Below are 20,318 nucleotides of genomic sequence, written 5' to 3' on the forward strand. Positions count from 1 at the left end.
CCATCCAGATTTAGGTCTCAATTAGAGCCTGGTTTCCCAAAACCAACCATGAGCCCAGGGCCGGAATATCGAGTTGGAGGCGATCGAGCCTCAAACTAGATCGGATGTGTATCACCAAAAAACATGATTCAGATCACAGCCTTGCTCTGAGCTAGTTGGTAGCATTTTTCCATAATCAGGTGCATCACAATGGAAGAAGTCCTAGCATTGATTGAAAACAAGAAGCAAGAATTTGCTAAATCTGGGCTATTTGAGTTTATGCGAGACACAAGTATAAACCCAAAACAACGCCTAGCTTTTGCTCCCTGCGTTGCTCCTTTCGTGATGAGTTTTGGTGAATTTAACAAGTATGTCTTCCGAGAAGAACCAACCAACGATCCACTTCAGGTAATAGTCAATAATCATACCTATGAAGACGATCATCACTGGTTGTGGTTTTTGGCAGATTTAGAAACACTGGGTATTAACAAATCTGTTAAGTTCAGTGATGCTTTGAATTTTCTCTGGAATGAAGAAACAAAAGCTTCGCGGTGGGTAACACACCAAATTTTCCGATATGCTTTTGGAGCGAGTCCGATCGCGAAATTAGCAATTCTGGAAGTGATAGAAGCCACCGGTAATGTGTTCTTTTCAACGGCTGCCCCCATCGCCGAAGAACTGCGAACAACTACCCAGAAGGAGTTTCTTTATTTTGGCTGTTTTCATTTGGCTGTGGAAACAGGTCATACTACGGGCACACCGGAAGTTGAGCAATTGATTAGAAACATAAAACTGACTCCTGAAAGCCGTCAAGAGGCTTTTGAGGTAGTTGAGCATTTGTTTGAAGCTTTCACAAAACTAACCGATGAGCTTCTGGTTTATGCAAAAACTCATAGCTTTGAGCAACCTTTTGCCAAGCCTCGCGAGGTTTTGCAACCTTTAAAAGCAGCCTAGCTTACCAGATGTAAAATTTTCAATTTTTGGAAGCCGACAAATCTTAGAATCAGACAAAATTCATTAATTACCAGGAGAGGCATCATGTCAGAATTTAACCCTAATTCTTTAACTGTGACTGAGAATCTGGATATTGCTCATACTTGGACTGAGAATCTGGACATTGCTCATACTTGGACGGAAAATCTGGACATTGCTCATACTTGGACGGAAAATCTGGACATTGCTCATACTTGGACTGAGAATCTAGACATTGCTCATACTTGGACGGAAAATCTGGATATTGCTCATACTTGGACTGAGAATTTGGAAATTTCCCAAAGTTCTCACCTAACTGAAAATGAGAAAGTAGCAGTCGGATAAAAACTGTTGAAAATAACTATTCAGCCTGGGAAGGAGCGAGGCTGAATAGTTATAAATTTGTCTCGTCAATGCCCAAATTTAGCATCTACTACCCCTAAGTGATATGAGCCATTACGACGTTGTGATTGTGGGCGGTGGCCCTGCGGGTTCCACGGCTGGCACTTTGCTCAAGAAATACAATCCGAATTTGAGCGTGCTAATCCTAGAGAAAGAAAAGTTTCCTCGCGATCATGTTGGGGAAAGCCAATTACCTCAAATTAGCGATGTGCTTCAAGAAATGGGATGCTGGGATAAAGTAGAAGCAGCCGACTTCCCGATTAAAATCGGTGCTACCTATCGCTGGGGAACAGATCCGGAACCTTGGGATTTTAATTTTATCAAGCCGGAAGAGTTTAAAGATGAGCGGCGTCCTGCTAAATTTGAGGGACACAGACGGCAAACTGCTTTCCAAGTCGATCGCGCAAAATATGATGAAATTTTGCTCAGACACGCCGAAGAAATGGGATGTTTGGTTAGAGAAGAAACTCCGGTGGTTAAAGTAGATACAGAGGGCGATCGCGTTACAGCTCTACACTTGCGATCGCAGGAAGAAATCACCGCCCGCTACTACATCGATGCTTCCGGCCACATCGGCGTGCTACGCAGAGTTTTGGGTGTCGAAACACACTGTCCGACACGACTACAAAATATCGCTATTTGGGACTACTGGACAAACGCTGAATGGGCCGATTTTATCGGTGTTGGTGGCACCCGCGTCCAGGTAATGAGTTTGAGTCACGGGTGGATTTGGTTCATTCCCTTGGGTCCAACTCGTACCAGCATCGGTTTCATCTGTCCTGCGGAACATTATAAGGAGATGAAACAGCGACCAGAGGAGATATATGCCGCAGCACTAAAGAGCGAACCCCGCATCAGCAAATTAATCGCTAATGCTACCAGTACGGGGAAAATTGAAACTACAAAAGATTGGTCATTTTTGAGCGATCGCACAGTAGGAGAAAACTGGTTTTTAGTCGGGGAATCTGCGGGTTTTGCCGACCCAATTTTAGCGGCGGGCATGACTTTAGCTCACACAGGAGCCCGCGAATTAGCTTACACAATCTTAGAATTAGAGCAGCAGAAACACGAGGCTAACTGGCTAAAAACTCAATACGATGGCAATCAAAGACGCCGAGTGCAACAGCACATTCGCTTCGCCGATTACTGGTACGCTGCCAACGGTCAATTCACTGATTTACAAGAACATTCAATGGAAATTGCGCGAGATTCTGGGTTGAATCTAAGCCCGGAAAAAGCTTTTCAGTGGTTAGCGCAAGGAGGATTCACCAATGATATTTTGGGTCAAGCTGTGATTGCCGGATTTGATTTAGGTTCCATGAAACAGGTAATGCAGCGATTCTCGCAGCAAGAAGTGCCTTGGCTGCTTTCGGCGTACAATGTGTTTCAGTTAGATTTAGTAGATGCAGAAATCGAGTTTGTAGCTGTCTACGAAGCCGGTAAAATTAACAAGATCAAGTGTTATGTGAAGAACGGTCAGCGGTTGCCTGTTACAGGTTTATACGGTTTGCTGATTGATATTTTGAGCCGCAATGAGTACATCGAACAAATTTACCGGCAGTTGGTGCTAGTGTTTAAGGAACGTTTTTCTGTGCAACACGCACGAGTAGCACTGCATCAAGCCCTTGGTTGTTTGGAGGTGATGGTGAGTTCTGGTATCGTCAATGCAATATTGAATCCCGATTTGTCTAAGTTGAATATTTCCATACCGATGGAAGGCGAGTTAATTCATACTCACAGGGATGTTAATTAATGTGCTAAGAAATTGAGGAAGCGACATTGCCCATTAGTGTCAACTTAACTTGAAATATCGCTCTTACCCGAAATACCGCCAGGGGTTTAAACCCCTGGCTAATAGCTAAAGTCCTCTAAAAGAGGACTCAAGAACTCGTCAGTCCTCTTTTAGAGGACTTGTGCTTTGAGGCAGGGGTTTAAACCCCTGCCGGACTCCTGGGATGACTAACGGACTTGGCAGGCTGACAGCTTAAGTTGATACCAATGGGCACGTGCCGTTTCCTAACTTTGCGTCATAATTAATTCCGAAATTATTCAAAACTAAAAATCAGAGGTTGAAAAATTCCAACTTCTGATTTTTACTAACTCCCCGGGTAGGATTTGAACCTACGACCAATCGGTTAACAGCCGACCGCTCTGCCACTGAGCTACCGAGGATTGGTGCTTTTTGCTTGCCACATTTACTAATAGTAATACCAACATCCTGAATTTGGCAAGGCCTTTGACAAACTTTTTTTTAAGTCATACAGAAAGGGGGTTTCAGGAGTTAAGGCAATCCCATTCTCAGTTTAGCCAGCCGCTGTTGGGATTCTGGATCGAGAGAACTGGCGAGAAAGCGACTAGAAGTTTGTTTGCGAGATTTGTGCAGGCGCTCGGAGCGGCGGGCTGTCGATTCGATGTCGGCGGCAAGTTGCTCGGCAGACATCCATTCGGCACCGTAGCCGACGACGGTCAATTGCTGCGCTCGGTCTGATGTGGCGACTATCATGCGACCTTTTCCCGATCGCGATCGCAATTCATAGCGCAAACTAGCACAAGATTTTTCAATATAAGTATCTGCTGTCTGACCGAAGTCAGTGTAGTGCACAGATAAATGTTTTGTAATAATTTCTTTGACGCTGGGAGTATGTCGATAGTGAGCATCAAACACCAGTCGAGCCTCAAAATCTTGAACAGCGCTGTAGTTAACTAAAACTTCTATTAACTCGCGGCGAGCTGTTTCGAGTTCGTCGCGATCGCGCCTCTGTCGGAGTTTAGGCCAAAGTCCAATGATGTTATAGCCGTCTACAAGTAAAACCGCTTGCGATACATAAGGTGGCATGGTTCAAAGCTGAAAATCTCCAGCGCGTATAGGACATTATTTGCATTGTTTATCAAAGCTTTTGTTGCATTTTATTACAAATTGATGTCTAGTATCAAGTTCCGTTGAGTTCTGGGTAATACCAAGTCTGGGGAAAGCTACCCGCTTGAATTTTGACTGTTGACTTTGTTATGTAGCAACCGCCCAAGCGCCTTGGTGACTGTTATGGTTGCTGTTTGGGAGTGATACGGACAAAAAAAATGGCGTTTGCACTTGACAAACGCCATTTTTTTTGTTATTGACGCGGCGTTTTATCTTGTTTAAAAGCCGCTAACCATTCGCGAATTTGCTCGGAGGCAATATCGCGCCCGCCCAAACCAAATGCCAGAGCAATCCCTACGGCGATCGCCCCTAGCAGCAGCCCAAAGGCCAAATTCACAATATCGCTAGCAATGCCCATCTGTTGCAGCGCCAAGGCCAACACAAAGGCAATAATCGCGATCCGAGCCGTTTGGCCCAACAACCGGGCTTGGCGAGTGCCAGAACTGGCAATCAAACTAAAGGCCAGATTCGCTAAGTATAAGCCGATCGCAAATACGATCAAACCAGACAAAACCCGACCAGCTACCACCACAATACCGCTGACAATCGCCGTCAGTGCCGGAATGCGCAGCACATCTGTAGCAGCCACCACAGCAAACAGGATAATACCTACTTGCACGACAATCCCCACAAACTCCGAAGGAGTACGGGATGGAATTTCTGGTTCCGCCTGAAGTACCGTTGCATCGGGATCTAGCTGGTTCTGGGCGATGGACAATGGTGGCTTCGCTGGCACACCCAACCAAGAAAAGACATTATTAAAGCCAATCCCCGTCAGGATATTAATCACCAAGTCGCTAATCCAGCGTCCCAAAATGTAAGCAACCACTAAAATGATGGCTGCTGTAAAAATATTGGGAATGGCGCCCAAAATCGTGTTGAGCATCGCGATTGCCGGCTGGGAAATCGCCTGAATGTCCAAAGCGTTGAGTGCAGCGATCGCCGTTGGAATTAAAATCAAGACATAGACGATCGTCCCGACAATCCACGACAGCGATTGGCCGCCATTCGTCCGCGAAATGCCGAACCTAGCACCCACACTGTCGGCCCCAGTAGCAGCCAACAAATTTGTGACAATCCGTCGCACCACCTGAGCCAGCAGCCAGCCCACAGCCCCAATCAGCACCGCTTCCAAAATCTTAGGAATAGCAGCCAGAATTTGATTGAGCAAATTCTGAACCGGCAGCAGCGCCTGAGACAATTGCAGAGATTCCAGAATCAGTGGCAAAAACAGCAGAAAGATAAACCAATACAGCGCATTGGCTACTGTTTCGCTCAGCAGCAAAGGGCTTTCTCCTGGTGTTCCACCCACTTGCTGATTCAAACGCTCATCCAAACCAAAAGCCCGCATCGCCCGTGATACGGCCAATTTGGCCACTGTTGCCAATACCCAAGCTATCCCCAGCCAAATCAGCGCCCCTGCTAACTTCGGCAAGAAAGCAGCTATTTGATCGAGAAAAGTATTGAGGGGTTGCGAGACAGCAGTCAAATTCAGTCGGTTGAAAAAGGCTACCAGGAAGAAGATAAAAATGATCCAGAATACCGCAGTCGCCACCCATTTTTCGACTGGTGGTGAGTCTGTGGAGTCTGGACGCCCTGTAACCCAGGCCGCCATTTTGTTGTCGATGTTAGTTTTTTTCAGCAACCCTCCGATTACTGAGGAAACTACGGTGGCTACAATCAAACCCAACAGCAGAATGCCCACTGCCCAGATGAGATTTTCAATGTTTGAACCCTGAAATAGATTGTTTAATCCACGTTCGGCATCTGCCAGCGGATTTGGGGCCGGCTGCCCCTGGGCTAAGAGGCGATCGGACAGAAGCCCCATTGGGGTCCATGTCGATTGAGTTATTTCTTGCCAAGTTTCATTCATTTTTTTCTCAGGTTAACGTCAGATTTGACAGACCAAATAAGAAACTTTGACACTTCCCACGCAGGAAGGCGCGGATTCTTGGTTGATGGAGCGCACTTATCTTTCGGGACTTACATCCTTGAGACAGAGGTACATCTCTCCCCAAGCTTAATCGTTCCAGGATGACATCCGGTACGTTTCTAATGTCTTAGCTAAAATAATTAAAGTCAGTGAAGGAGTCGCCCCCTCCACTGCTCTCCAAAACGGAACGTGATAGTTTCCCATCATTCCGCTCCTCAATAAAACGGCTGTTGTCATCAGTACGTCATTACCAACATATCGTTTTCCCACACCCAAAGGTTTGGTTCCACTGGTGGCTTAGGTTTAGCACTTTTACAGCTAGATTTGTTACCGAGACTGCCATCATTGGCGGTCTTTGTGTCGTGGCAATGTCGATGAAGTAGCTGCCAATTATCGTAAGATTCCCTTCCACCTTTCGATTTAGGGATGATGTGGTCAACTTCTATCGAATCTCCATCTTTGAAGTAGTTATCGCAGTGGGTGCATTTCCCTTTTTGTCGCTTGAGTAATTTAGACACTCTTACGGGTATTTCGGGGTGTACTCCCATTCTTGAACTCCAATATAACCAGTCACCGTCGTAGGGAGATGCTTTTCCTTTTACCTTTACATAGCGTTTTATTTCAGTGGAGCTATGTTGTATGAGCTTTAGAGGATTATTACCCTCTCCGGTTGCGAACACCCAGTTATTGCCTTCTACGGTTTTGAAGTATTTAAGGCGTATCCACCATCTACTTTTGTTCCTGTGACGATGACGACCCCATTTGAGGAGCTTCCAAACCACTAAGTGCCACAGCCTTTCAAATACTTTCTGGCTGACGACTGTTGAGAAGTAGTTACACCAACCCCTTATGATGGGATTAAGTTTCTTGATTAAAGTCGCTTGGTTTAACCCACGCGATTTATTTATTACTTCAGCAACTTTTTTGTAGTGCCTTTCCTGACTTTCCTTGCTGGGGGTGATAATAGTTTTAAAACCCAATAACCCGATTTTACTCTTTTTACCTGAATTGTGTTTTCCGACAGGGAATTGTCTGATGTTGAATCCTAGAAAGTTAAATCCGGGTTCTTCATCATCTAATCTGTTCAGGGTGTGAGCTAATCTTGTTTTGCTTGGTTTTAATTCTAACCCAATGCCACTCAACCACTTCTCTATCTCTAACTTACACAGTTTTACGACTTCTAAATCCTCATGAAGGACTACAAAATCGTCTGCGTATCTTATCAATGAAATCGATTTCAGCTTATCTCTTACACCCAATTGAGTGTTATCAGGACGCTTCATATCGAATTTTGGGGCTAAACCCCTAATTAATTCCTCGATCCCATGTAAGGCGATATTAGCAAGTAGAGGTGAAATCACCCCGCCCTGTGGTGTGCCTTCATCAGTTGGGAATAGCTTGTTTCCGTCCATTACACCAGCTTTTAACCAAGCTCGGATTTGTCTCCGTAGGGTTGGATAGGTATTTAATTTTGAGAGAAGTACGTCATGGTTAATGCGGTCGAAGCATTTGCTAATATCGGCATCTAGCACATATTTGGCTTTATACCTAATTGCGTTAAATATTGCTCCTACTGCATCGTGACATGAGCGCCCAGGTCTAAACCCGTATGAGTTGGGTTCAAATCGCGCTTCCCACTCTGGCTCTAACACCAGTTTGATTAACGCTTGCAAAGCTCGGTCTTCCATTGTCGGTATTCCTAAAGGTCTTTCCTCATCTGTACCAGGCTTGGGTATCCAAACTCGGCGTGTTGGTTTGACCTTAGAACCTAGATTGATTTTATTTATCAGGATAAGACGTTGCTTTGGGGTCAGTGATTTTACACCGTCCACTCCTGCCGTCTTTTTGTCGGGTAAGGAGGAACACGTCGCCGCGTCCTCCTCCCCTAAGAACCGGACTTGACAGTTTCCCATCATCCGGCTCAAGCCTCCAAAACCTCAGAGCGTTTGCCTGTATGTATGTGCTTGTGACAGGCTTTGTGAAGGTGAACAAGGTTTTGGGCCTTGTCTGTTCCTCCATCTACCACCCTATTTTTGTGATGGGTGTGCAGTTCTTCTCCATTGAACAAGTGTTCACCGCATACTGGACATTTCCAATTTTGGTTAACCGCTACGTTATAGAGTTTTGAGCCTTTTGCCCAGTACGATTTCCCGTATTTGGATTGGCGGTCTTGCCAGTATTTGGTGAGTGTTGGGTCGTCGGGAGATGCCGTGTCTTTGACTTTGACATGGCGTACTATGGGGATGTATGCCAGCTTCGGCAGGGTTATTAATGTTTCCCTACCATGTCTGTTCTTGAAGGGTTGGGCAAAGTTCCACTTCGTCCCGTTGATTGTTTTGAAGTATTTTTGGGCTACCCAACCTTTCCCCTTTTTCGGGTGTCTTCTTAGCGACCACTTCCACAGCATTTGCCATATTCGGTAGTCTACGTAAGAAAACGTCTCCTTACTGACCTTGTGCTTGTAGTAGTTCCCCCATCCTCTAATGATTGGGCTAAGGTGCTGGATAACTGCCGTTGCTTTTACCGTTTTGTGTTGATTCAGCCATTGTTGAATTCCAGACAGGAATTCTTTGACCTTTTCTTTTTGCGGTTTAATTAAGCATTTACCCTTGTAATGTCGGACATTGAACCCTAAGAAATTGAAGCCCTCATTAATATGAGTGATTTTGGTTTTATCCGCATTAAGTTTTAAACCCCTCTGATTTAGCCATTCTTCTAGGATGGGTTTAATGGCTTCCAAATCCTCACGATTTTCTGCGGTGATGATGAAGTCATCAGCGTAGCGAACAAACCCATATTTTGGTTTGTGTTCCCTCTCTGTTCTTTTTCTACCTTTTGAGTCGGTATATTTGTATTCCTTCGTCTTTTTATATTGACTTAGGAATTTTTCCATTCCGTCGAGGGCTATGTTTGCCAATAAGGGAGAAATAATCCCTCCCTGTGGCGTTCCGCTTTCGGTATCGTGGAATATTTCTGCCTCTACATATCCTGCTTTTAGCCACTGTTTGATTAGCTCTTTACCAGAGATTTCTCCTATGGCATTGAGCAGGTACTCGTGGCTGATATTGTCGAATGCCCCTTTAATATCTGCGTCCAGTATCCATCTGTCGTTCCCCTGAGCGTTTAGTCTTATCCATGTCTGCTCAATTGCGTCATGGCAACTTCTGCCTGGGCGGAAGCCATAGGACTGGGCTTCAAATCTGGTTTCCCAGACTGGTTCCAGGGCATTCTTGACAATTGCCTGTGCTATCCGGTCTTTGATTGTCGGGATACCTAATGGTCTTTGTTTTCCGTTAGCTTTCGGTATGTATACCCTTTTCGTTGGGCGAACTTTCCATAAGGTGTATTCTTTACTTTCTCTGACCAATTTCACTCTTTCCTCTGGAGTTAGAGCCGTCTGACCATCGATGCCAGCCGTCTGTTTCCCTTTGTTTTCTTGAGTGACTCTTCGCACTGACAATAGCAGGTTGGAGTAACTGCGAAGCATCAGTTTCATGAGGCTTCTAACCTTATTCCACTGACCGTTCTGGGCTGCTCGGTAGATTCTCCGTCTCAGGTTTCTGACACGCTTTTTGATGAGCTTCCAATTGATGGATGCCCACCCCTTGAGCGGTTCCTTCGTTCCGATGTCATTGCTGACTCTATCTTTCACGTTGGTTCAATTCCTTTACGCAAAATTTACCGTTGAAGACCCGCTGGAAGTCTGCCATCTTTCGATGCGGGGCAAAGCCTGAACCCCTATCTTCCGCATTACCAGAAGCGTTCGCTTTCTCCAGCATCCCCTACCCTCTGGATAATTCCGTTTTCCTTACGGTCAACCTACTCATGCCATCGACCTGGCTTGAGAATCCATAGGGTTTATCGTGTTTCGTACATTTAACCTTCGACCGATTTGGGTTCCACCTATATTCCGGTGAGAGTTTCGCTCTCTCGTTACTAGCCACAAGGCGCTGCCAGTAACCTACTCACTTGCCTTTTGGCTAGAGTGTATCAGCCTGATTTCACTCTTTAGACATAACGGAATCTACGGTGATTCACATAACGTTAACCCTTTTCAGTCTTCCCCTTGCCCTTTCACTGATTTGGGCTATCAGTTGCGGGGCTTTCATGCCTTGCATTCCAACAGGTTCATTACTTACTGCTGTTGTAGGCGGAGTGTGACACTCTTTTATGTGGGGACGGAGAGAGAGAGTTCTCCGGGAGAGGCGGCTCTCCAGTTATTCAGCGCAGATGCGCCTAATGTACGACTTCACGTCGCACTCCCTGATTATCCTGAGTTACCCGACGAACCGATAATGCTTTTGCTGCCCAAGAGCTTATCAGCAGTTTTTGGAGTCTGCGTACTAGCTTGACATCACCACGATTAGACGCTTGATATATCCGTTTTTGCAACTTAAAGACGTTACGCTCTAGCTTTCGCCAGTTGATATCGCTCCATTCATACATCGGTTTTGTTGCCGTGTTCATGACATTTACATTGCTACTTGTAGCTATACCATCCGCATTACCGTAAGTCCGTTAGCATATCCTCACCATTACAGTGAGGCGTTGGCTTCTGACTCAATCTCTACCACCTGTTACCTGGAAATCCAGATGTTTCGTCTTAGCTGACTGCTCGAAGTATTCGACCTCTCCGAGAGTAACCAGGTGGGTTACTTCGTTCCTCATAACCATTGGTTTGTTCCGTTAGGATGTCACCTCTTCACCGAGTTTTTGGGTAACGTAGGTATGTCGATTGAAATCCTCATACCGCCCTATACTAATGCCCATTTTGGGACTCCTAGCGCGTAAAGCCTTATTTCGCTAGTTCGCAGTAACGGTGATTCAGGCAGTGACTTCGCTTTCGCTATCCGTAGGAACTTGCTCACGGGATACCACTTTTAGGCTAGTAGTTCTTTCCGCTTTTATCTCCGCTTCACCGATTGATGGCTAGTCTCTACAGTGGGAGATATACTTTCACCTCTACGTCTGAGGGGCAGGACTTACCGTTTTCTAGGATACTAACGTTAACCTGCAAGGTTATGAAGTTGTCATCTACAAGGGATTAAAGTGCGAACTCAATCCTCATGGATTACCCTGTAGAAGCCAGTCATCCCCCGATTTCTCAGTTTCGACTGAACGAATCGCACTTCAATGCTGCATTATAGTCTCTATCCAAAACAATGCCAAATTGATAGCAAATCTGGGTTCTTATGGAAAGAGTATTTTTAACTAGGGTTCCACAACTAGAAGATTCTTGACTGGTATATTTAGGTGGTAAACGTCTGTTATTTGGTTACAATACGCTTCTAGCTTGCAGGTTTTCATGTCTATTCGTCAAGTTTTCGAGCAATCAATTGAAATTCGCGCTGCTGCTACCTTGGTGGAGCGCTGTATCGCCGATCGCACTTTAATGCACCAGTGGCTCAATCCATTGCTCCGCTGCGAGCCTATCGGCGAATGGGATACTGCTGTCGGAAGTCGCAGCCTATTTATCATAAAAATTCCGGTTTGGCAACCCACTTTAGAGAGTGTAGTTTTGGAGCGAGAACCGGGTTTAATTGTCTGGGGGTTTGATGGATTTTTTCAAGGGTGCGATCGCTGGGAATGTCAACCACAAATCCAAGGCACACTTTTGATCAACCGCTTTGAATTTGAGATTCCCAATAAGTTAATTCGATTTGGTTTCCATCGCTTTGCAGCCCCTTGGACTCAGAAAGACATGAAAGACCAACTTCGTCGCCTCAAACGAGTAGCCGAGCAATTATAACAGAAGCAACAAACAAGAAACTGGGGAGCATCGGAGAGCCAGAGAAAAGACGATCGATTACCAATGCTCAATTCCCCATTTCCCCGGCCCGCTAACTGGGCTTTTTTACTTCATACTCCCCGATGAATTGGGCTGACAAATCATTTGTCTGGCCGAATTCAACGCTTGACCAGCAGTGCCTTGCAAAGCCGGTGAATTGTTATACATTGCCTGCAAATCTTGCATATCTTTCATCACCCGCTGATAGACAGCCATAGCTTGATTTCCATCTACTTCCAAAGCCGAAGGGGTGTAATTTTGCATCACTTCGATCAAGGATATTTTGCCATCTTTGGAAGCTCCGACTAAAGCATCTCGCAGGGCCGGAGCGCTTTGAGCGCGAGTTGCGGGTGTATAAGCTACTTCGCCCAATTGTTTCAAAACAATTTCCCCGAAGTAGGAATTTGCGAGCCGCGTTACTAATTGAGAGTCTAAAGCTACTTCTCGCGTTAATATTTCTCGCACTGATTCAGGAGTTTGTTTCGCCAGACTGAGAACGCTTTGCAGTTGAGGAGAGGGTTTGCCAGTTTGTGTAAAGCTTTGCAAGTCGGCTAGGGGTAAAGTGACATCAACAGCGCCATATTTGACTGTAACTGTTTCTAATGCCAAAGCCTTACCACTGCTTAGGAATACTGCACTTGTTCCTAACAAAAGTGCCAAACCTAATGATAAAGACTTTGACATTCTCTTTGTTAAATGGGCTGACTGCCGGCGCATTCCATCGAGATAACCTGATTGAAACTGAAAGTTCATGGTTTTTTGCCTGTTTACGTCAAAATACTTTTTTGAGCGATCGTCTCTGTGGGTGTCAATCTGAAAAATAGATTTAGGAGTTAACCCAAGAATATTTGATTTTACAGTGATGTCAAGGAATTTTAACCTCTCATCAGATAGGTGTCCATTTGTCACTTATATGTTAATTCACCACTTTACCTATTTTCCTCCATTGGTTATATATCTTTGCAAAACTTTTGACCCTCCGGGTATGACAACACGGGGTGGTCAGGACAAATTGTATAAAATCTACATCCACGTTAATCTAGGGACGATCGCTCCTGCAACTTGGGATCACATATCCCAATCAAGCCGATCGAGTAATTGGCGAATTCTAGGAGCATCAGGAGCATTAGGAGCATTTCTCAGGTATACTTCCAAATCGTGACGTGCTTCTGCCAAGCGCCCCAGTTGATAGTACAGAATTCCGCGATCGCGCCTTTCTCCCAAGGCATCTGGAAACAGCAGTAAAATTCCTTCGATCGCCCTGAGCACCCTCCTAGCATCTTGCTGTTGCAAATAAATCGCCTTCAGATTTCCCAGCATTCGCGCCAATAATTGCCGGGGACTGACTGCGGCGAGAAATGCCGGCTGCAACTCCATAGTTTGACCATAAATTAGAGAAATTCTCTCTTGACAATCTTCTGTAAATAAAATCTCACCGCCGTTAAACGCATCAACAAAAATTCCAGCCTCTTCAAAATCTGGCTTAATTAAAAAATGTCCTGGCATCCCAATTCCCACCATGGGAAAATCAATCCGCTTGGCAACTTCCAAATAAACCAAAGACAAAGAGATAGGAATACCCATACGGCGATCGATCACTTGATTCAAAAAACTATTACGGGGGTCATAATAATCCGCATCATTGCCCGCAAATCTCAAATCCTCATATAAGTAACGGTTCATAGTTTGAATGATGCGGAGGGGATAATTTTGTGCCGGCAGGCGATCGCGAACTTCATCCGCCATGTCGTCCAAGGCATTGAGATATTCCTGTGTCTCTAAGTTGGGATATTCTTCTAAAGCTATATACAAAGCAGCTTTTGCCAGATCTATCGAATTATCTGGTTGATTAATTTCTAAATGAAATAGTTGTCGCGCTCTGGGGAAATCCATTTTTATTATTGATTTAAAGGCTCTACTCTAATTATTTTTATCAAAATCAGCAACTATTTTTAATAAACCTTCACGATAGATAATTTTGCCATCAGCATTGATATGAACACCAAAATTATATTTAAAAAAATAGAAAAAAATGTGAGGGTATTTTTCATGTTGTATTTTAAAATTACAAATTTTAAATTCCGTGACTCTTACCAATCACCCAATTGCGCCGAAAAATCCGAGCCAAAGTCGATTCTTCCAAAGCAAAATAGATTGGGCGGCCGTGAGGACAAGTGCGAGGATTCCGAGTTTTTTGCCATTCATTCAACAAATTTTGCATTTCACCCAAGGTTAAAGGAGTACCATTGCGAAGGGCACTACGACAAGCAGTAGCAACTTGAGCTGCTTGCAAATCGGCTACTTTACTGAGTTCAAAAATAGCATCTCTACAGTCATCTCGCTCGGCTAACAAGGCAGGAACTTCCCGCACCGCCCATAGCTGTTCGCCAAAAATTTCGACCTCTAAACCTAAGCGAGACAAATTCTCAATTTGCAAAGCCGATAATTGACTGAAAATTAGGGGTTTTTCTAGAGTTTTTAACTGCCAAGCAGCGCATAATTGCTCGTACAAAACACGCTCGTGAGCGATGTGTTGTTCTACTAACCACATTCCGCTCCGATGTTCCGCTACAATATAAGTATGGTGAACTTGAGCGATCGCCCTCAATTCCATCAATCCTATGGGATGAGCTGTTACCTGTTCGTCGTCGTCATTGAGTTCCCTAGACATCCCCAGATTATAAGTACCTTTTTGTTCTGATGCTTTGAGCAATTTTTCCACTCGATCGGGAATAGTCGGCTGCGGCAAAACATCTTCATTCAACTCCAAAGCACGAGCAATTGCCGCTCTAACTTGTGCTTGCCAAAAACTAGGATCTTGCAAATAAATTTCCACCTTAGCTGGGTGTCGATTCCAGTCAATTTCCGAGGGAGAAATTTGCAGGTGAATAAAACACAGAGGATAGCGATCGCGCGGACAAGTACGAGCAAAGGCGCTGAGAATAGTTTGCTCCAATTCTGGCGATCGCACCACCCGCCGATTCACCGCCACCTTCACCCAATCCGGGCGTCTGCGATGACAGCGATCGGGCAAACCAATTACTAACTCCAATTTATTGCTATGGGGAACCGAGGGCAAATTTACCTTTAAATACTGCAAATCATGCAAACGCACTCCCCGCACAAATTGAGGTAAAATTTGTTTTGTTGTGAGACCGGGAGTTATCTGAAAACAAGGAGTATTTGCTTGTCGCAACTGCCAATTGACTTGAGGGTGACAAAGAGCAATTTGCTGAATAATTAATTGTACCGATCGCATTTGGTGTGCCGGTGCCAAAAAGCCACGACGGACTGGCCAATTGCCAAACAAGTTACTAACTGTCACCACCGTCCCTGGAGCGATCGCAATTGTTTCCACCTCCACAGGTTCCCCAGCGCCATCGTAAACTACCCGCCAGCCCGATCGACCATTTTCTATTTTCCCCTTGGATGCAGAGAGATTTTCAACAGCCAGATGTTCTGGATTTTCATCTAAATCGGCGAATCCCAAATCCTTTGTTCTGCTCAAGATTTCCAAAGAACCCAACTGAGCCAAACTATGCAAAGCTTCACCACGAAACCCCAAAGTAGCAATTTTGTAAAGGTCTGCTTCAGTGCTAATTTTGCTGGTACTATGAGCAGAAGCAGCCTGGTGCAAATTTTTCAAATCCATTCCCGTACCATTATCTGCAACTTGCACTCGCCACTGTTGGGGCCATACAGAAACAATTATGCGAGTTGCGCCAGCATCCAGAGAATTTTCCACTAATTCTCGCACCGCAGCAGCCATCGAGTCAATTACCTCACCGGCGGCAATTAAATCGATCACTTCTGGGGGTAAAGTTTGAATACTAAGTGGCATTATAATTTTAGCTATTCCTCAACTCAATTATACTTCATTTTGCCCTTCATTTAACTTAGGTTTTTAGGCAAACGAATATAAAAAGTTGTACCTTTATTATCTTCCGAATCGTAGGTAATTTCCCCTTTGTGAGCATCAACCATCGACTTAGCAATCGCCGTTCCCAAACCAGTACCCGTGCGCTTTCCATAGGTCACAAAAGGTTCAAATAATTTTTCCTTAATTGCCCGCGGAATACCAGGTCCATTATCGTAAATGCTAATTTCTGCCCAGTCCTCACTTTCTGTGACAGTAATCTCTACACGACCCCCTCGTCCCCCAAAAGCTTCCACAGCATTGCCCACTAAATTTTGCAAAACGCGCAAAATTTTATTTTCGTCAGCCAGCACTATCACTTCTGTTATCCGTATTACCAACTCTACTTTTGCCGCTTCAAAATAAACCCTATTCAATTTTTCAAATTGTTGCAAAGTCTGGATCAGATTAATTGGTTTTTTATGCAAAACAGAATTGCCACGAGAAAATTCTAATACTTCCTCTGCCATGCCCAACATTCGCTGAACCTGCAATTGAATCAGGTCGCACCATTCCTGAGTTTCCTCGTCCTGGTGAATTTCTTTGAGCATTTCACTTGAGAGTTTAATTCCTGTAAAAGGACTTTTGAAATCGTGAATAATTGTACTCACCATTTCTCCGACCAAGACCATTTTTTGTTTGTGTACAAACTGGTTCACATACTGATCCGTTGTGTCCCGCAAATTTTGAACAATAAAGCTAAAAATTTGCAGCACGGAAGTTCCTTTGCTAAAATGAAGTGTATCTATGAGTTCTGTGCGAGATATTTTGGCTAAAGTTGAGCCTGCAATGGCTAAGGCCCTCGCACTGCGCGGCTGTCCGTCTAAAACTCCGAGTTCCCCAAAAAAGTCATCCGGTTTAGCTAGAGCAACAGTTTGATGTTTATTGTTGTCAATCCGTTTGCTAAAGTTGACTTCACCTTCTAAGACTAGATATAAGAAATCCGCTGGATCTCCTTCCTCAAAAACCAGGGTTTCTTGGGCAAAATTCTCCAATATCGCTATTTTGCACAGGTGCGCGGCTTGTTCGGGTTCAAAGTAGGACATAAATCGATGAGAGGCCAAATCCATGTGAAAATACCACCTGAAGCTTAATCTAAACAGTTTCTTTTTTATATCTTCTCTTATTCCTCGAATTTAATTGCAGATCAACTTTTAGTTTAAAAATTTTTATTAAAAAATTAACTATACTGACTCAGAGCGATCGCCGCATTCTGACCCCCAAAGCCAAAACTCAAACCAACCGCATTTCTCACTTTGGTCGATCGCGCACAGCGCACAAAATCTAATTCAAATCCCGGTTGGCGCATTCCGGTGCAAGGTAACAATATCTGCTGTTTGATACTCATTAAACAAAAAGCTATACCCAAAGCTCCCGAAGCTCCCAAAGTATGTCCCGTCCCCCCTTTAGTCGAACTAACAGCAACTCCGAAAGGAAACAACTTGTGAATTAACAGTGCTTCGTGTTGGTCATTTAACTCCGTTGCAGTGCCGTGAGCGTGAATGTAATCGATGTCAAACGTTGATAAATTGCTCCGTTTCAAACATTGATTTACCGCGGCGATCGCACTTTTTCCTCCTATTTCCGGCGCATTACCATAACACGCATCATTTGTCAAGCCAAAACCCGAAACTCTGCCGTAAATTTGAACACCGCGAGCCATTGCCACATCCGCCGATTCCAATACAAATAAAGCCCCACCTTCGCCAAGTACCAACCCTTCCCGGTCTCGATCGAAGGGATAGCAACCAGTTGTTGCCAAAGCACCCATCCGGTTAAATCCAGTCAGAGTTAAGGGTGTGATGGGCGCTTCCACAGCACCTGCGATCGCCCTCTGACACAGACCAGTTTGGATTAACTCAATAGCTTGGGAGATCGACCAAATACCAGTCGCACAAGCCGCCATCGGCGCCAGCACCGGCCCGGTAGAACCAATTGCTCTGGCCACCGCGATCGCCCCCATGTGAGGCAAAAAATGCACAAATTCAGAATGAGGAATCGGGAATTCCCTTCCTTCTTCCTTCTGACTTCCCCATACTGGGGTAAGGGGGGGTCTTCTGACTTCTGTTAACAACAGTTCCAAATTGGCTTGAAAACCACGGCTAGAGCCGATCGCAATTCCACAATCAGGAAGTGGCAAAGTCAAATTAGCATCTTGCAAAGCATCTGCCAAAACCCGTCGCATTAAAGTTATTAAATCCGCCGGTCTTGAATCAATTAAACCCAGAGGTCGAGGTTGAAGTTCTAAAAAAGGTTGATATTCTTCAATTCCCGACTCCCCAACTAACAGTTTTTTCCAGCTAGTTTCCAGAGAGCCTAAAGCAGAAACTAAACCAATTCCAGTAACAACAACATCCATAAATTAAAGGCTGGGTTTTGGCAAAAATTAGAAAGTAGACAGCAGAAAGCATTTGCCGAACTCATGAATACTGACTACTAACTAATGACTCATGACTAAGGACGAATAACTACTAACTACTGCCAACTAACTAACAGCCTTAAAATTTTCCAAACCTTGAGTCACCGTAGCTTTCTCAATGCGATCGCCAGCCTCAATCTTATCAACCACATCCATCCCTTGCTTGACATAGCCAAAAACCGCATAGCTACCGTCCAAAAAAGATACATCCGTCAAAGTAAAATAAAACTGCGAAGAAGCCGAATCAGGAGCATTCGATCTAGCCATAGCCACAGCCCCACGACTATGCACCAAAACAGGTTTCTCAGTAACCCTAGCTTGCTCAAACGTCACGCTGTAAGTAGGACTTTTCGCACCTTTAGCTTTAATTTCCAGAGGAATATATCTTTCCTGAGAAGTTTTCGGGTCAATAAAACCACCAGTTCCCAACCGCTCAGAAGGGAATTTAGGATCTTTCCCCTGGGGGTCGCCACCTTGAACTACAAAAGGCTGAGGTTCCCGTACTACGCGGTGAAATACCAGCCCATCGTAGACACCTTTCTGAACCAAATCCACAAAATTGCCCGCAGTAATCGGAGCATTTGTACCGTCAAGTTCGATCGTAATTGGCGCTCCTTTAACCGTCATCACCACCGTTGCTTTTCCTTCCAAACGAGGCAAGTTACTAAATTGCGAACTAGCACCCACAACAGCAGGAGACGGAGACGGAGACAAAGAAATACTTTCACCAGATACCGGATTCGGTGTGGGAGTAGAATTCGCGGGAGTGGAAGTACCACATCCACCTACAAAAAGGGCACCAATGATTAAAATTGAGAAAAACCACTGCTGAATTCGGATTTCCATTTTCACTTTCACTTGATTAAAAACTTGGCAACTAGAGATATTAGACCAAAAACTTAGAAATTGCTAATTGACACTCCCTAGCATAAAACTGAGGAATCGGAACATTCTGTTTCCTCCCCCTGGTGAAGGGGGATGGGAGGCTCGGCCGTTTGATTTTAAGGTAAATTATCGTTTTGCAGGGGTACTGGATGGTCAGTGCTTACCCCCCACTTACCAATCCCAAATCTCAAATCTCAAATCTAAAATTCTTAAAGTCCTTCCAAGGGAACCTTCAAAAATCGAGCCAATTCCGCCGCTTCATTTTCCACCTTAGACAAAGATATGGGTTGTCCGACTCTAGTCAGAGGAAACTGACGGCGGTCTTTGAGCTTGAGATAAATACTGCGACGGGGACTGAGACCGTCTTTGATGTCCACCCGTACCGATTGAACATCGGATGTTTTGCAGGTAAAGTCTACTTTACGGTTTTTGCCTGGAAAACCCCAGCGAAAGATGCGAATACTACCAGTTTCGCGATCGAACTCATTATATCCGCCACCAAGATCCCAGAGAACAGTCAGCCAGAGGTAAGACCCCAACAGCAGAGCACAGACACCGTAGAAACCCATTGCGATGCCCTGGGGGATAAAAATGAGCTGAGTCGGGTCAGCAAAAGGCAGCAGATTTACGTGCAAGTAGCTAGAAATGCTCGACAGCAGGAAGCCAGTCCCTCCAATGCTGACCACCGTCGCCCACCAGTAATTGCTGAAGCGGCGGGAACCCAAAACCTGCTGGCGCAGGATATGTCCGCTCGAAGTCGTTGTTTGTGCAGTCATAAAATTCAAAAGCCTTAAAGCCAAATCTTAATTCAACTACCAATCGAGTTGAAATTTTATGAAATTATAATGTATAGTTATGTTAACTTTAATTAGAACCACCTTTCATCCCCATCTAGCATTCGTACATCAAGAATCTTAGTTGGGGTAATTGACAAACCTTAGCCTTTTAACAAGCAAGAGGATTTTACAGCAATGACAATCGCAGTCGGACGCGCCCAGAACGAACGAGGCATCTTTGATGTACTCGACGACTGGCTCAAACGCGATCGCTTCGTCTTCGTAGGCTGGTCTGGCATCCTGCTATTCCCCTGCGCCTATATGGCCATCG

15 protein-coding genes, 1 tRNA gene and 3 pseudogenes are annotated in these 20,318 nt (G+C 44.8%); 5 read left to right on the forward strand and 14 right to left on the reverse strand.

All coding sequences use genetic code 11. The annotated features are described in order from the left end of the window. Positions 1–189: 189 nt before the first annotated feature. The 3 genes from AAFP14_RS22155 (at position 190) to AAFP14_RS22165 (ending at position 3,106) form a co-directional block, all read left to right on the forward strand. A complete protein-coding gene (locus AAFP14_RS22155; protein ID WP_341734356.1) occupies positions 190–933 on the forward strand; it encodes a hypothetical protein in 744 nt (247 codons plus the stop codon). Positions 934–1,017: 84 nt separating this feature from the next. Then, positions 1,018–1,296 carry a hypothetical protein gene (locus AAFP14_RS22160; RefSeq protein ID WP_341734357.1) on the forward strand — a complete coding sequence of 93 codons (279 nt, stop codon included), beginning with the start codon at positions 1,018–1,020 and terminating at the stop codon, positions 1,294–1,296. Between the two features lie 103 nt (positions 1,297–1,399). Next, positions 1,400–3,106 (forward strand): NAD(P)/FAD-dependent oxidoreductase, encoded by a 1,707-nt coding sequence (locus tag AAFP14_RS22165; RefSeq protein ID WP_341734358.1) that lies wholly within the window; start codon positions 1,400–1,402, stop codon positions 3,104–3,106. A 347-nt stretch (positions 3,107–3,453) separates the two neighbouring features. On the opposite strand, the gene AAFP14_RS22170 is transcribed toward AAFP14_RS22165, so the two are convergent. The 7 genes and pseudogenes from AAFP14_RS22170 to AAFP14_RS22200 form a co-directional block, all read right to left on the reverse strand. After that, a tRNA-Asn gene (locus AAFP14_RS22170) sits at positions 3,454–3,525 on the reverse strand. A gap of 109 nt (positions 3,526–3,634) precedes the next feature. Beyond that, on the reverse strand, positions 3,635–4,189 hold the full coding sequence (locus AAFP14_RS22175; protein ID WP_341734359.1) for an NYN domain-containing protein: 555 nt from the start codon (positions 4,187–4,189) through the stop codon (positions 3,635–3,637). A 274-nt stretch (positions 4,190–4,463) separates the two neighbouring features. Continuing rightward, positions 4,464–6,143, reverse strand: coding sequence for a mechanosensitive ion channel (locus AAFP14_RS22180; RefSeq protein ID WP_341734360.1), 1,680 nt, complete (start codon positions 6,141–6,143; stop codon positions 4,464–4,466). Between the two features lie 296 nt (positions 6,144–6,439). After that, positions 6,440–8,035 (reverse strand): group II intron reverse transcriptase/maturase, encoded by a 1,596-nt coding sequence (gene ltrA, locus AAFP14_RS22185; RefSeq protein WP_341734361.1) that lies wholly within the window; start codon positions 8,033–8,035, stop codon positions 6,440–6,442. A gap of 89 nt (positions 8,036–8,124) precedes the next feature. Then, positions 8,125–9,855 (reverse strand): group II intron reverse transcriptase/maturase, encoded by a 1,731-nt coding sequence (gene ltrA, locus AAFP14_RS22190; protein WP_341734362.1) that lies wholly within the window; start codon positions 9,853–9,855, stop codon positions 8,125–8,127. 608 nt (positions 9,856–10,463) lie between these two features. Continuing rightward, positions 10,464–10,670 (reverse strand): annotated as a pseudogene (locus AAFP14_RS22195) (reverse transcriptase N-terminal domain-containing protein); the annotation flags it as partial. A 637-nt stretch (positions 10,671–11,307) separates the two neighbouring features. Beyond that, positions 11,308–11,451, reverse strand: a pseudogene (locus tag AAFP14_RS22200) (zinc ribbon domain-containing protein); the annotation flags it as partial. Between the two features lie 57 nt (positions 11,452–11,508). Between AAFP14_RS22200 and AAFP14_RS22205 the strand changes: the two are divergent. After that, positions 11,509–11,952 (forward strand): SRPBCC family protein, encoded by a 444-nt coding sequence (locus AAFP14_RS22205; protein ID WP_341734363.1) that lies wholly within the window; start codon positions 11,509–11,511, stop codon positions 11,950–11,952. A gap of 105 nt (positions 11,953–12,057) precedes the next feature. Here the strand turns inward: AAFP14_RS22205 and AAFP14_RS22210 are convergent, their stop codons facing one another. The 7 genes from AAFP14_RS22210 to AAFP14_RS22240 all read right to left on the reverse strand — a co-directional run bounded on the left by AAFP14_RS22210 (position 12,058) and on the right by AAFP14_RS22240 (position 19,987). Beyond that, the gene (locus AAFP14_RS22210; RefSeq protein ID WP_341734364.1) at positions 12,058–12,744 is read right to left on the reverse strand and encodes an alpha/beta hydrolase; all 687 of its coding nucleotides are present in this window, start codon (positions 12,742–12,744) and stop codon (positions 12,058–12,060) included. Between the two features lie 315 nt (positions 12,745–13,059). Further along, on the reverse strand, positions 13,060–13,884 hold the full coding sequence (locus AAFP14_RS22215; RefSeq protein ID WP_341734365.1) for a SirB1 family protein: 825 nt from the start codon (positions 13,882–13,884) through the stop codon (positions 13,060–13,062). Between the two features lie 181 nt (positions 13,885–14,065). After that, the gene (gene mutL / locus AAFP14_RS22220) at positions 14,066–15,832 is read right to left on the reverse strand and encodes a DNA mismatch repair endonuclease MutL (protein WP_341734366.1); all 1,767 of its coding nucleotides are present in this window, start codon (positions 15,830–15,832) and stop codon (positions 14,066–14,068) included. A gap of 50 nt (positions 15,833–15,882) precedes the next feature. Continuing rightward, on the reverse strand, positions 15,883–16,977 hold the full coding sequence (locus AAFP14_RS22225) for an ATP-binding protein (protein ID WP_341734367.1): 1,095 nt from the start codon (positions 16,975–16,977) through the stop codon (positions 15,883–15,885). 110 nt (positions 16,978–17,087) lie between these two features. Next, positions 17,088–18,266, reverse strand: coding sequence for a beta-ketoacyl-ACP synthase (locus AAFP14_RS22230; RefSeq protein WP_341734368.1), 1,179 nt, complete (start codon positions 18,264–18,266; stop codon positions 17,088–17,090). A gap of 126 nt (positions 18,267–18,392) precedes the next feature. Then, entirely contained in the window at positions 18,393–19,178 is a 786-nt protein-coding gene (locus tag AAFP14_RS22235; RefSeq protein WP_472851080.1) for a peptidylprolyl isomerase, read from the reverse strand. Positions 19,179–19,420: 242 nt separating this feature from the next. After that, a complete protein-coding gene (locus AAFP14_RS22240; protein WP_341734370.1) occupies positions 19,421–19,987 on the reverse strand; it encodes a photosystem I assembly protein Ycf4 in 567 nt (188 codons plus the stop codon). Positions 19,988–20,182: 195 nt separating this feature from the next. On the opposite strand from AAFP14_RS22240, the pseudogene AAFP14_RS22245 reads away from it, so the two are divergent. Next, positions 20,183–20,318 (forward strand): annotated as a pseudogene (locus AAFP14_RS22245) (photosystem II D2 protein (photosystem q(a) protein)); the annotation flags it as partial.

The organism is Microcoleus sp. EPA2, from assembly GCA_020882975.1.
Classification (GTDB): Bacteria; Cyanobacteriota; Cyanobacteriia; order Cyanobacteriales; family Microcoleaceae; genus Microcoleus.